The sequence below is a fragment of the Algoriphagus locisalis genome, from assembly GCF_900116615.1.
In the GTDB taxonomy this organism is placed as follows: domain Bacteria; phylum Bacteroidota; class Bacteroidia; order Cytophagales; family Cyclobacteriaceae; genus Algoriphagus; species Algoriphagus locisalis.
The window spans coordinates 38344-50864 of record NZ_FPBF01000002.1; the positions used below are offsets into that span (position 1 = coordinate 38344).

At 41.2% G+C, this 12521-nt stretch carries 14 protein-coding genes; 3 read left to right on the forward strand and 11 right to left on the reverse strand.

The window, feature by feature from the left end; all coding sequences use genetic code 11:
• Window positions 1–24: 24 nt before the first annotated feature.
• Window positions 25–432, forward strand: a complete 408-nt coding sequence (locus BM386_RS04955; protein ID WP_091691992.1) for a hypothetical protein — start codon at window positions 25–27, stop codon at window positions 430–432.
• On the opposite strand, the gene BM386_RS04960 is transcribed toward BM386_RS04955, so the two are convergent.
• On the reverse strand, window positions 433–864 hold the full coding sequence (locus BM386_RS04960) for a Dabb family protein (protein WP_091691993.1): 432 nt from the start codon (window positions 862–864) through the stop codon (window positions 433–435).
• Window positions 865–1024: 160 nt separating this feature from the next.
• Between BM386_RS04960 and BM386_RS04965 the strand changes: the two genes are divergently transcribed.
• Both BM386_RS04965 and BM386_RS04970 read left to right on the forward strand, forming a co-directional pair.
• Window positions 1025–2203, forward strand: a complete 1179-nt coding sequence (locus BM386_RS04965) for a hypothetical protein (protein WP_091691994.1) — start codon at window positions 1025–1027, stop codon at window positions 2201–2203.
• A gap of 117 nt (window positions 2204–2320) precedes the next feature.
• On the forward strand, window positions 2321–3322 hold the full coding sequence (locus BM386_RS04970) for a 2-hydroxyacid dehydrogenase (RefSeq protein WP_091691995.1): 1002 nt from the start codon (window positions 2321–2323) through the stop codon (window positions 3320–3322).
• A 92-nt stretch (window positions 3323–3414) separates the two neighbouring features.
• Here BM386_RS04970 and BM386_RS04975 read toward each other — a convergent pair whose 3' ends face one another.
• From BM386_RS04975 to BM386_RS05020, 10 genes are all read right to left on the reverse strand, one after another.
• Entirely contained in the window at window positions 3415–3609 is a 195-nt protein-coding gene (locus BM386_RS04975; protein ID WP_086501652.1) for a cold-shock protein, read from the reverse strand.
• A gap of 2 nt (window positions 3610–3611) precedes the next feature.
• Complete coding sequence (locus BM386_RS04980) at window positions 3612–3902, reverse strand: cold-shock protein (protein WP_091691996.1); 291 nt, start codon at window positions 3900–3902, stop codon at window positions 3612–3614.
• A 10-nt stretch (window positions 3903–3912) separates the two neighbouring features.
• Window positions 3913–5115: a DEAD/DEAH box helicase gene (locus BM386_RS04985; protein ID WP_091691997.1), complete on the reverse strand. Its 1203-nt coding sequence runs from the start codon at window positions 5113–5115 to the stop codon at window positions 3913–3915.
• Between the two features lie 7 nt (window positions 5116–5122).
• On the reverse strand, window positions 5123–6115 hold the full coding sequence (locus BM386_RS04990; RefSeq protein ID WP_091691998.1) for a fatty acid desaturase family protein: 993 nt from the start codon (window positions 6113–6115) through the stop codon (window positions 5123–5125).
• Between the two features lie 542 nt (window positions 6116–6657).
• Window positions 6658–8007, reverse strand: coding sequence for a hypothetical protein (locus BM386_RS04995; RefSeq protein ID WP_091691999.1), 1350 nt, complete (start codon window positions 8005–8007; stop codon window positions 6658–6660).
• On the reverse strand, window positions 8004–9050 hold the full coding sequence (locus BM386_RS05000) for a c-type cytochrome (protein WP_091692000.1): 1047 nt from the start codon (window positions 9048–9050) through the stop codon (window positions 8004–8006). The genes BM386_RS04995 and BM386_RS05000 overlap by 4 nt, the downstream gene beginning before the upstream one ends.
• A 101-nt stretch (window positions 9051–9151) precedes the next feature.
• Complete coding sequence (locus tag BM386_RS05005; RefSeq protein ID WP_091692001.1) at window positions 9152–9868, reverse strand: acyl-[acyl-carrier-protein] thioesterase; 717 nt, start codon at window positions 9866–9868, stop codon at window positions 9152–9154.
• Window positions 9865–11040, reverse strand: a complete 1176-nt coding sequence (locus BM386_RS05010; RefSeq protein WP_091692002.1) for an MFS transporter — start codon at window positions 11038–11040, stop codon at window positions 9865–9867. Before BM386_RS05010 ends, BM386_RS05005 begins: the two co-directional genes overlap by 4 nt.
• Window positions 11041–11304: 264 nt before the next feature.
• Window positions 11305–11790, reverse strand: coding sequence for a DUF6691 family protein (locus tag BM386_RS05015; protein ID WP_091692003.1), 486 nt, complete (start codon window positions 11788–11790; stop codon window positions 11305–11307).
• A gap of 10 nt (window positions 11791–11800) precedes the next feature.
• Entirely contained in the window at window positions 11801–12382 is a 582-nt protein-coding gene (locus tag BM386_RS05020) for a YeeE/YedE family protein (protein ID WP_091692004.1), read from the reverse strand.
• Between the last annotated feature and the right edge of the window lie 139 nt (window positions 12383–12521).

The following is a 12521-nucleotide window of genomic DNA, read 5'->3' on the forward strand; positions in this document are numbered from 1 at the left end:
CTTTAAAAATCAAATTATACACAGATGAAAAAATTCGCGTGGATTGCCGGTATTGTTTTAATCGGAGTTTTGGCTGGGATATTTTGGTATAAATTCTACTTCGTATTTGGGGAGGGCGTAAAAGCAGGAAGCTTGAACTACTTCGTGAAAAAAGGGGTAGTTTTCAAAACCTATGAAGGACGTGTTGTTCAGGAAGGGTTTCAAAGCCCTACAGCAGGCGGACTACAAAGCAACGAATTCAGGTTCAGCGTGACAGATAATGAAGTAGCTGCTCAGCTAGAAAGAGCCTCAGGCCAGTTTGTTGAGCTTAGATACAAGGAATATAATGGAATGCTGCCTTGGAGAGGAACTAGCAATTTTGTGGTGACAGAAGTTCTTACTGTCAAAAACACCGGTAAGACAGATGGATCTGCCCTACCGTATGATCAATGATTAAGGCTTAGTCCAATAATCAACTACCGTCACCTTATCCAAATGTGGCCCTAGAATCGCTCCAAAAGCTTCATGAGCTGGATGCGGCAAATAGGCGTCCCTTGCTTCTTCGGTATAGAAAGTAAGTGTAAAAGCATGAGTCAAGCCTTGGTTTAAGCCCTCGGGACTGGAGTTTGTGCCCCATTCAAAATCCTCAATCCCATCAATTTCGTTTTGAAGATTACGAAAAGCATCAATCACAGATTGAATATCCTCTTGTGAGGATGTTTCTTTGAAGCTAAAGTAAACATTGTGTCGTAGTACTGAATCAGGTTTTGCAGTCATAGGTACTTCTTGGATTTCTTCTTTGGTTTCTATTTCGGTGGTTTTTTCCTCTTTTGGAGCACAGGAAAGTGCCATAACTAAAGGAAGGAAGTAAATAAGTTTTTTCATAGTTGTTGGATTTTTTTCCAATCTAGGGAGATTCAACAAAAAATTCTACATCTCCAGGCAATAGCTAGCTTTACCGCAGCATAATTTATAGAAAATAGGCATTTTGTACTATTCAATCTATATTGAACGAAATTTTAGTAGATCTACGAAATCAGAATAAATGAAAACCACACGCTACGCTATCCCTCTCTTTCTTTGTATCCTCTTCATCATAAATGTCAGCTGTACTTCAAGTAATGAAGAGACCACTGAATCTAGAGAAGGAATCTACGAACTTGTTAAAGTTGACTCATTTCAGGTGAATAATCTCACCAGAATAAACATCTTGGATTACAGCTCAGAGGAAAAAATCTTTTTGGGCTACTCCACAAGTGAAGACGACTTACTTGAAATCTCAGAAACTGGTGAAATATTAAAAAGAACAAACAGGAAAGGTGAAGGACCAAATCTTTACGGAAACTGGAATCCGATCGGACTAGGGTTTGGACCTAACGGACAAAGAATAGTGGAATTACCTTTCGCCGTTTTCAGCTACGACAAGAATTATGAGGTATTGCAGCAGTTTAGAATCATGTCACCGCTACCAATCCGTGCAAATACACCATTCGGAAAACCTCCATACTACCAAAATAGTGACACAACATTTCTACTGGTAGGTCCAAGTAATTACTTTACTGCAACTTATTTAATCCACAATCAGGAAGGCAAGGATACACTTCAAAACTTCTACCAACTGAACATGCAGAATGGTAATGTGAAATCAGTGATCCCATATGCTGAAAATTCCATCTACAATTCCACCGAGAATATCTATCCAGAACTAATGGGAAAATCATTCTCCGTTGATCATGAAAAGAATGAATTGGCAGTAGTCCAAAACTTAGATACTGATATATTAATCTACGATCTGCCTGGATTGACGCTTAATCGTACCATCCCAATATCCCATTCTGAATTCCTCACGTATGACCCTTTACCTATTGGCACTCCTTTTTCAGATGAAAGAGCAATCACTTTGAATAAATTATCCGCGAGAAATCAAAAGCTTTTCAGCTTTGGAGACAACACATATTTACTTCAATATTTCACTGGCATATCACAAGCAGAGTATGAAAGTAGAAATTCTGAAGAGGACCCCTATGTTGGACAATTTGATGAAAATGAGCAACGAATACTGATTTTCAAAGATGGAAAGCAACTCACGCATGAACTCCCAGGAATAAAGAGCAGTCTAAAATTCACACTTCCTGACAACAAAATACTGGTACAAGAACCTGAAAATTCGGACATTGAGGAGGAGTTCACCCGCTTTTCCATCTATCAACTTCAAAAGAACTGACTATGAAATCGAGCATGACGCAAGCGACACACAGCCGGATGATTAGCACCCTGCGAGATTCTCCCGAATCAAGTTCGGGACAGGCTATATGACCTTTAAAAATCAAATTATAAACACATGAAAGTTGCCTTTTTCAGTACCAAATCTTACGATAGGCAGAGTTTCGATCATTATTTACCCGAATCATCTCACGACTTCACCTATTTCGAACCCAAACTAGATCACAACACTGTAGCTCTTGCGAAAGGATTTGACGCCATCTGCACCTTTGTCAATGATCACTTGGATGAGAAAACCCTCAAGAAGTTAAGTAAACTGGGTGTGAACACTATTGTATTGAGATGCGCAGGTTACAACCAAGTAGATCTGAAGACAGCTGCAGAATTAGGTTTCAAAATCTGTAGAGTTCCTGCTTATAGCCCTGAGGCCGTTGCTGAGCATGCTTTAGCCCTCCTTATGACACTTAGTAGGAAAACACACAAAGCATATAACCGTGTCCGGGAAAACAACTATTCACTGGAAGGACTATCTGGCTTTAACATCAACGGAAAAACAGCTGGCGTAATTGGAACTGGGGCAATCGGAAGAGCATTCTGCAAAATCATGCTCGGGATGGGATGCAAAGTTCTGGCTTACGATCCATACGAAAATGAGGAACTCACATCTCTCGGTGTTGAATACCTTGCCCTGGAAGAGCTTTTGGCCAGCAGCGATATCATTTCACTCCATTGCCCACTCACTCCTGACACTTTCCATCTGATCAGCCAAAAAACTTTAGCTCAGATGAAAGATGGGGTGATCATCATCAACACCAGCAGAGGCGCCCTTATAGAAACAAAAGCGGTGATAAAAGCACTGAAAAGCAAGAAAGTTGGGAATCTCGGAATTGATGTTTACGAGCAAGAGGAAGATTTATTTTTTCAAAATCGCTCAGAAGAAATCCTTCAGGACGAAACAATTGCCAGACTAATGACCTTCACCAATGTTCTTATTACCGGACATCAGGCATTCCTTACCAATGAGGCTTTGGCACAAATAGCGACAACTACGCTAGAAAACCTTGACGAACTAGAGGCTGGAAAGAAGCTGACCAATGAAGTTGTTTGGAAGGAAGAATAGCCATTCCTTTTAAAGACAAAAAAATGCCTGCAAATCATAGATCTGCAGGCATCGAACTTTGTATTTCTTAATTGGGCAAAGCCCGACTGGAATTACTTAGCTACTTTCACGTTCACAGCGTTAACGCCTTTTTTACCTTGAACTACGTCATAAGTAACGTGATCGTTCTCACGGATTTCGTGTACTAGACCTGAGTGGTGTACAAATACATCTTCACTGTTGTCTGCTGGTGTAATAAAACCAAAACCTTTGGTTGTGTTAAAGAATTTTACTGTTCCTTCATTCATGATTACTCGTTTTTAAATTTGGTGTTTCTATTATTTTGTTGTTGTGCATTGTTGGGATATTCTCTACGAGGAGCATTCTCTTTCCTTTGCGGATTTTCTTTTTTCGGTGGTTCTGGTTCCGGCGGAGTGTCTGAGATGTTACCAAACTCATCCACGTACGCAATCATATCGTCCAGATCTCCACTTTTCGGCTGATCCTTACGAGCAGCCATTTTTTCTTGCTTTTCTCTCTTTTTTCTTTTTTTAAGTTCTGCTTTTTGCTTTTTAATGAATGTGTTTTGGTTTTTTGACATTGCGGCGATTTTAATTGACAAATGTTATGGCCCTACCGGTTTTTCCGGCCCGGCCTGTCCGGCCTATTCTGTGGATATAACTATCCATAGACATGGGAAGCTGGTAATTGATCACATGGGATACATCAGCTACGTCTATACCTCTGGCTGCTACGTCGGTTGCAACCAGCACTCGGGTCATTCCGGTTTTGAACTCATCTATGGTTCTGTTACGGAAATTCTGAGATTTATTACCATGAATCAACCCAGACTTAATGCCGGACTGATTTAATTGCTTGCTCAATTTATCTGCGAGTCTTTTGGTTTCAGTGAAAATAATCACCTTATCCAGATCAGCTCCTTTGAATAAATCAGCAAGTATATCAAACTTATTCTTACCATCAGGCACACGAATAATCTCTTGATCTACATTCTCACTGGTGGTACCACCTGTGTTTACTTTTATCTCAACAGGATTGTTAAGCAATCCATCGATAAGCGCTTTTTGGCTTGGTTCCAATGTGGCTGAGAAAAGCATAGTCTGGCTTCTCTTAGTCATTAAATTTACGAGTTTTTTCACATCGTGAACAAAACCCATATCCAACATTCTATCAAACTCATCCAACACAAGCGTGTTTACTCGGTTGAGATGCAGCAATTTACGATTAGAAAGATCCAGCAACCTTCCTGGGGTACCTACAATTACATGAAGTTTTCTACTCAATGCTTTAAAGTCAGAATTGATATTAGTTCCACCTATAAAAGTGTTAGAATACAAATTCATTCCCTTGCTTAAACTCTTAAATTCCTCTTCGATCTGCAGCGCCAACTCACGAGTTGGAGTAACGATCAAAGCGGTAAAATTCTGAGGATCTAACTTCGCATGTTCAATAATCGGAATCAAAAACGCTCCGGTTTTACCCGATCCAGTATTTGATATCCCAAGAATATCTCTTCTATCCATCAAAGCAGGAATAGCCTGCTCCTGGATGTTAGTCATACTTTCGTATCCCTTTGCTTCTAGATTTCTCAATAAAGATGCATTCAGCTTAACACTGGAGAAAGGGGTCTCTGAACGGAATCCTTGCTGTCCACTAGGCTGAGCCTTTTTGACAAACAAATTTGGGTCAAGCTTGGATTCTTTTTTCTTATTTTGAACTGGCCTACCTGCAGGACGAGAATTTCGTCTTTGGTTTGCAGGTGGTCTTGTACTGCTGTTTCTATTACTATTCATGACTAAATTAGGCTTTGATTGGCTCCATCTTGGGTTCGTTTCCCAAGACATAGAGCATTTTAAAATGGTCCAACACAGCCATTAAAAAATGTGGTTTTGAATAATAAGGCACGTTGAATTCCTCCGCGGTAGCCTTTACAATAGGAGCTATATCCTTATAATGCACGTGGCAAATATCAGGAAATAGGTGATGCTCTACCTGGTAATTTAACCCACCAACAAACCAAAACAGTAGCTTTGATTTAGGAGCAAAATTGCAGGTAGTAGCCAATTGGTGAAGTATTCTTTCTCCCTCTACGACCCCATCGGTATCGGCTTTAGGGAAATCAACCACTTCTACGATATGCGCGATCTGAAACACCATCGTAATCACAAACCCGGTCACAAAGTGCATCATGATGAAAGCCAAGATTATCAATCCCGCAGAAAATGGAGAGAAGATAATCGGCAATCCAAGAACGACTGAGAAGTAAGCTATCTTGAGGAAAATCAATTTGACAATTCCCTTTTTGTAAGCCTTTTCACCACCCTTTACCAAGCCTTTATTATAATACCTTGTGAATCTGATGAAGTCCTTCGCTGTCACCCATGAAATAGTAGAAAGCGAATAAAAAAACCATGCATACAAATGCTGGTACTTATGTAGCCCATTTTTCTCTGCATTCGGGGAGAATCTCAGAAAGAAAGGCGCATTTATATCATCGTCATGCTCGTCTATGTTGGTGAAGCTATGATGAAGCACGTTGTGTTGAAGGTGCCAAACCATGGAGCTTGCTCCCACCATATCGAGCGTATAGCCGATCCAAGTGTTAATTTTTTTGTTTTTAGAATAAGACCCATGAATTGCATCATGCATCACTCCCATACCTACGCCTGCCATGCCGAACGCGGACAATAGATAGCAGCCAAATAATTGAAGGGTAGTAGTAGCTACGCCGGTGATCACAAGAGAAATGGGCACGACATACAGGGAAAGTAGGATGATGGTTTTAACAACCATTTCTGCATTTCCGTATTTCGATTTGTTTGTGGACGTGAAATGTCCATAAACTCGCTTTCTTAATGTTTGGGAGAATTCAGATAATTCTGATTCTGAGAACCTTACTGTCTTAATGGCACTGAAATTAAATTGTAAATACTATTGTTTCCCGTGGGATTTTCTCTGCAGGTTTTAATTCGAAAAATGAAATCAATCATTTAAGAATTAAAAAAGTAGAAAGATGAAGAATTAAAACCTTGCGAGGGGAAACTCCTGAATTTGCTACTTAAGCAGGTTGATAATCAACGCATACTTTATTTCAAGTAAAAAGGTTATCCGTGGACAGCGCCTTTATGCGTACAAAGGTGAGGAGAAGATTTCGCATATCCTAATAACGCTTAATCTCATCCAAAACTCGTTGCCTAAAAATAAGAAATATGTCTCCAAAAATGCAAAATTTAAGCGCTAAAAAATTCCCTTTTTCTAGAGATTCTGAAAATGGTAGAATTCACTAGCAATCATCCCCAACAAATTTAACCTGCTGTAAATCAGATCATCTCGGATCAATTCCATCTCCAGTTAACGATTGCATTTATATGGATCATCCTCACCTTGTTATATTCCTGAGTTGGTTTGAGATCCTGGTTTACGAGAGCTTCCTTATTCATCAGAAGTAATTGAAAATCTAACTTTGAAATCACTGCAGGAGAATACTTTACCCCTAAGTTGATTTGTCTGTAGGATGGCATGTTGTATTTATTTTCCGAAGGGGAATCAAGTGCTGGAAGCCAGTGAAAACCAAAATGAAAAAAAGGCTTTATTGAAGAATTGGGAATTGAATATTCAGCAAAGGCTGTCAATGCATCCAAGGAGCCAAACCCCTCATTCCTTTCACGTGGAATAAAGGTAAACCAAGCGTCCTTGCCCCACTCTCTGGGACTGAGCCATAAACCCTTCCCTCCAACTTTAGAATAATTTAAATGAAGATTCCAAGCAGAATTATTGAACCCAACTCTGGTAGAAACTACCCAGTTTTTGTCTTTTGGATTTTTATACCGGAATAATTGATTTCCATTTCCACCATTTCCAAGACCAGATTGAAAACCCGTCTGAATTCCCCAAAGCCAGACAACTCCGGTACTTTCATGTGTCCATTTACGATTTCCCTGAATCCAAAGTGTATTTGAAATATTCTGCACTATGGTATTGGAAACGGATAAATCGATATGCTCCCATGCTTTTTTCGCTTCCAAAATCCCAATCCAATCACTTTCTGTTTTACCAGCATATTGCGAGGCCTCACCATCTGGATTTCTACCTACAGGAAAGACCCCAATACTTTCACCTACCAAAAGCCATTCACTTGTCCCTCGGACACTCATCTTTGAGATTCCCCAGGCAGAGAACTTCCACTTATTGGCCGTACTCAACCACACATTACCCCCTTCGACTCCTGTAGGAGAAAGCCTGCCATCTTGGGCATTGATCCAATCTGATTCTATAGGCATCCTACCCACAGTTACCCCCCAAGTGGAAGTGGAGTATCCTACAGATAAATTCTCTAACTTCCCGAAAAATCGGTCTTCTTCATTTAACAGATCGAACAAACCAACTTCATATCGGTTATTGCCTCTACTGATCGGATCTGGTGCTAGTAGGTCACTACTCCAGAGATTTCCAAAAACCCTATAGCCTACACGGAATTCCCAATTTTTATCGTAATAAAGTTTAGCACCCAAATTCAAACTGGAACCTAAGGCATAATCCTCCTTATATTCCTCATTCGGGTAGGCGGTATTCATCCAAAACATTCTAAAATGAACATCTGGTGAAACCTTCAGTTTTTTCTCTGGCTGCTGCGCAAAAACGGAAAACTGGACTAAAATCAGAAATCCAAACAGGAATCTTCTCATTTTTTGGACGCTTCTTTTATCGCCTGAAAAGGCCCAAACTTATGCTGCTCCTCCGAAAAACCATCAGAATATGGGCCAAACGGATGATCCATTGGCTTCTTAGAAATATCCGGCCAGTCATCCGGAAACTCCCGAGTTGGCCTTTCCAAACTATTGACATAAGCAGCCACATCCCAAGCTTCCTCATCTGATAGAATTGGGTTTTCATAGGTAGCGCCGAAAGGCATATTAGCACGCACGTACCCTGCAAATCTTGACAAACGATAAAGACCAGCGCCTTGATTGTAGCTATGCTCTCCCCAAAGTGGCGGGTAAGTATATCCAGACCCATCTGCTTTCATCAGTCCTTGCCCATCGACCATGTGACAGACCGCACATTGACTCTCATAAATTGTTTTACCCTTAAAAGGATCAGCAGCTCTTTCGAGCAAAGGGACTTCATACAGTCCTGCACCTTTTGGCTTCTCTCCTTTTGGCACATCTTTCCCAAGCCAGTTCATATATGCCACCATGGCTTTCATTTCCTTGCTATCATTCGCCAACCCCTCGCCATTCAAACTGCGCTGAAAGCACCCATTGATTCTCGATTGTATATCTTCTGATTTCCCGGATCTTCCACGAACCTTTGGATAAGTACTCTTGACAGCAGAATAATTATTTCCTAGTGGCAATGTTCCCGCCTGCAAGTGGCAATTTTGACAATTCAGGCCGTTTGAGATCTTCTTGACTTTCCCATTTGGCCCTAGGTATTCTGAAGTAGTTACAATTAGCTCCCGGCCATAGTTGATCTCATCAGCATTTGGTTCTAAATCAACAGAAGGCCAATCGGGTGCTACCCACATCCCATTTGGATCCATCAGAGAAGGAACTTTTGCAATAACCTTTTCCTCAGGAACTACAGTCAGATTCTCTAGTGGAGCTTTTACTCCTACCGAATCAAAGTAAAGAATGCCGCTCACAAGACCCACAAGTAAAAACACCGAAACAAGAAGTCCAGCGAGCAGAGGAAAGAGCTTAAATAAAGTAGTAGAATCTTGACTCATAATTACTTGTTCAAGCTACAAAAATGATCCTTTTCTCCCATTGAAGATGTGACGAAGATCACTTAGAAAGAAATAATAGCCAAAAAGCTTAAATCATTATCTCATTTGGCTTCCGCCAAAAAAACCTGCTTGCCTTCGACAGTACCCTCGACGACAAAACCACTTCCCTGTTTATAAAGATGAAGATCCAGTTCATCCCCCATTCCGCATTCCGCCAGGTAATTAATTAAAAATGGCAGAGTATGGCAGCCGTTTTCCCGAAGAATATTCTCAACCCAGCGCACATAACTGGTATTATTGACATGATTGTTCAGATCGAGATCAGAGTACCGAACTCTCAATTTCTCTGATTTCAACCGCTCACCTTTCAACCTGATTTTTCCTGGCTGCCACTCCGGCTTTTCTTCAGGATTAAAGAGCTCTGGAGGCAGCGCCTTTTCCGGTCTAAAAATCCGCTTGGTAAGCACATTCATCAAAACCCATGAGCTCATTGCCCGAGCTAAAACATCACCGGAAGGATCGGTGATGAGAAATTCCCGAAATGCAAAAAGCTTGTCAACTCCCCTACCCGCTGTAAAAACCTTGATCGAATCACCCCAAGAAGGCAGGTTCACACAGGTAATATCAATCCTTGAAAGAATCCAGGATAAATTCTGCTCTTGCAGGTTCCTCCCAAAATCAGCTGAATCAGCATGTCGCCAGGCTATTTCCTGAAACAAATTAGACAATGCCGTCAAGCTCAACTTCCCATCTGGATCGACCTGATAGGAACGAACTTCAAAATCTTTTTGAAACTGAAAGGAAGGATTAGAACTCATTTTGCTCGGCTTGGTGAAGGCTTGACCGGAATTAGGAAGACTGCTTTTCTAACACTTGAAAGTAAAGTAATTCCCAAACCTGCCACAGCAATTAATGCAAAAGACACTTTCAAATTAAATAATTCCGCAATAAATCCTATCAAGGGCGGGCCCAGCAAAAAACCAAAGAATGAAATGGTGGAAACCAACGCCAACGCTACACTTGGCGAGTACAATTTGGAACGCCCAGCGATACTGTATGAAAGAGGGATAATAGAAGCCACTCCAAGTCCCACCAGTAAAAATCCTGCGGTAGCCATGGTTACAGTTGGAAAAAGCACTGCCAAGCTTAGCCCAAGAAATATCAACACTCCACTCACTTGGATCACTTCTACCTTGGTAAATCTGGCAGCTACTTTATCAGTAATAAATCTTCCTGCTGCCATAGTCCCCATGAATGCCACGTATCCCAGCGCAATTAAAGACGGATCGGATTGGATCACTTTTTTGAAATAAACCCCAGACCAATCAAACATGCAGCCTTCTGCCATCATTCCCAGAAATGCAATCAAACTGATTCTCAGCAAGAGTGCATCAGGCTTTTTCATCACCAATCCTCCTCCACTGTCAGCCACTTTCTTATCCTTGATAATATAGCGCTGTGCAGAAAGAATAATTACTATGGAAATGGCCATCACTACCCCATAATGCTGTGCCGGTGAAAAATCCAGATAAATCATCAATGCTCCTAAGCCCGCGCCTGAAAATCCCGCTAGACTCCACAAGCCATGAAATGAAGCTAAAATACTTTTCCCCATCTCATCTTCCAAAGCCAAACCTTGGGTGTTCAATGATATGTTCATCACATTTCCCAACATGCCATACAAAATCAAAACAGGAATCAAAAACCAGGTAGTGGGCGCCAGCCCAATCAAAGGCAAAGTCATCGCATAGGCAAAACTGCCAAACATCACCACTGAGCGACTGCCATATTGATGAACCGCCCAACCTGCGATCGGCAAACCAATCACAGAACCCAAAGGCAAAAACAAAAGCAAAGTACCCAATTGCCCTTCGGACAGATCGAACTTGGCTTGGATATCCGGAATCCTCGCTGCCCAAGAGGCAAAGCAAAGACCAACGAAAAAGAAAAATGCCCCTAGGGCAACTCGTCTTTTGGAAAGTGTGTTCATGTAACTAGCTAGGTTGAAGAGGCTCACAAAAGTAGGCAATAGTAGGTCAAAAACCTGCCTCTTTCAGAACATTGCCTAGGTAAACCAGTTACCTTAGTCTAATTCACCTTACACAGAAAAACATGGAACTGGTCATAGCAGGAGCCGTAATCGTTACCGCCATATTTATCGTCCGCTTTATTATCAAAAAAGTTTTTGATTGAAAAAACCACTTCCTTTTCAGAAAGTGGTCGTGTAATCCAATTTTATTGAATTTTCAGCTTATTAATTCGGAAGCTTGTCTGAGAATTTTCCATACACCCATGTTCCTGCGATGGCAGAGAGTAGTGTAATAAGCACCACTGTAAACCCAGAACCAATCTGAGCAAAAAGCGGCCCTGGACAAGCTCCTGTGATTGCCCATCCTAGACCGAAGATAAAACCTCCGTAAATCTGGCCTTTTCGGAATTCTTTGGTAGGGATTTTAATCTCCTCACCAGCAATGGATTTGATTTTCAATCGCTTGATCAACTGGATGGAAATAATACCAGTCACTATTGCCGAACCGATCACTCCATACATGTGAAAGGAATCCAAACGGAACATTTCCTGAATTCTAAACCAGGAGATAATCTCAGCCTTCACAAACACGATCCCAAATAACACCCCAAGAATCAAGTATTTAACCAAAGCCAAACCTTTCTCTCCTGACTCCTGAGAGTTTGGCGCATCACAAATGGCTTCCTGTATAGTTCTTTCTGCTACTTTCATTACCTATTATTTAAAATCCTACCAACTTCATTAAAGGAGCCAAAAACACCTGAGTCATCAGAAAACCACCTGCCATAAAGAATATGGTGGCAACCAATGATGGCCATTGAAGGGAACTGATTCCCATGATCGCATGACCTGATGTACACCCTCCTGCGTATCTAGTACCAAAACCAACCAGAAATCCTCCCAAAACGAAGAATACTAAACCTTTTGCGGTAAATAAGTTTTCCCAAGAGAAAATATCCGATGGCATTAAACCACTGAAATCAGTGATCCCCAAGGCTGCCAAATCAGCTTGCGTTTGGCTGGCGATTACAATTTCATCAGGATTTGAAATAAAGGTAGTTGCTACTAATCCTCCCAGTAATACGCCTACCACAAACATGAGATTCCACATTTCCTTCTTCCAATTGTATTGAAAGAAGGGGATTTTAGCAGGAATACATATCGCGCAGACATGACGAAGGGAAGATGAGATCCCAAAGCTTTTATTTCCCAAAATGAGAAGTGCAGGGACAGTAAGCCCAATCAGTGGCCCAGCCACATACCAAGGCCAGGGCTGGGAAACCCAGTCAATTAATTGATTCATAAGTTTTGTATTCGGGTGATTTTAATAATTGTGATTGGCACAGAGGTCAGAAACCACTTTTCCTACCTTGATCGGCTGGAAGACAGGAGACCGTAGACCGAAGTAGTTTACGCTAGTGTTAAGCTTAGTCTCATGTGCT

Coding starts and splice junctions, on each gene's coding strand:
- BM386_RS04975 (WP_086501652.1), bottom strand. CDS start 3,609: ATGAATGAAGGAACAGTAAAATTCTTTAACACAACCAAAGGTTTTGGT.
- BM386_RS04960 (WP_091691993.1), bottom strand. CDS start 864: ATGAAAAAACTTATTTACTTCCTTCCTTTAGTTATGGCACTTTCCTGT.
- BM386_RS04965 (WP_091691994.1), top strand. CDS start 1,025: ATGAAAACCACACGCTACGCTATCCCTCTCTTTCTTTGTATCCTCTTC.
- BM386_RS04970 (WP_091691995.1), top strand. CDS start 2,321: ATGAAAGTTGCCTTTTTCAGTACCAAATCTTACGATAGGCAGAGTTTC.
- BM386_RS05015 (WP_091692003.1), bottom strand. CDS start 11,790: ATGAAAGTAGCAGAAAGAACTATACAGGAAGCCATTTGTGATGCGCCA.
- BM386_RS04985 (WP_091691997.1), bottom strand. CDS start 5,115: ATGAATAGTAATAGAAACAGCAGTACAAGACCACCTGCAAACCAAAGA.
- BM386_RS05020 (WP_091692004.1), bottom strand. CDS start 12,382: ATGAATCAATTAATTGACTGGGTTTCCCAGCCCTGGCCTTGGTATGTG.
- BM386_RS04955 (WP_091691992.1), top strand. CDS start 25: ATGAAAAAATTCGCGTGGATTGCCGGTATTGTTTTAATCGGAGTTTTG.
- BM386_RS04995 (WP_091691999.1), bottom strand. CDS start 8,007: ATGAGAAGATTCCTGTTTGGATTTCTGATTTTAGTCCAGTTTTCCGTT.
- BM386_RS05000 (WP_091692000.1), bottom strand. CDS start 9,050: ATGAGTCAAGATTCTACTACTTTATTTAAGCTCTTTCCTCTGCTCGCT.
- BM386_RS04980 (WP_091691996.1), bottom strand. CDS start 3,902: ATGTCAAAAAACCAAAACACATTCATTAAAAAGCAAAAAGCAGAACTT.
- BM386_RS04990 (WP_091691998.1), bottom strand. CDS start 6,115: ATGGTTGTTAAAACCATCATCCTACTTTCCCTGTATGTCGTGCCCATT.
- BM386_RS05010 (WP_091692002.1), bottom strand. CDS start 11,040: ATGAACACACTTTCCAAAAGACGAGTTGCCCTAGGGGCATTTTTCTTT.
- BM386_RS05005 (WP_091692001.1), bottom strand. CDS start 9,868: ATGAGTTCTAATCCTTCCTTTCAGTTTCAAAAAGATTTTGAAGTTCGT.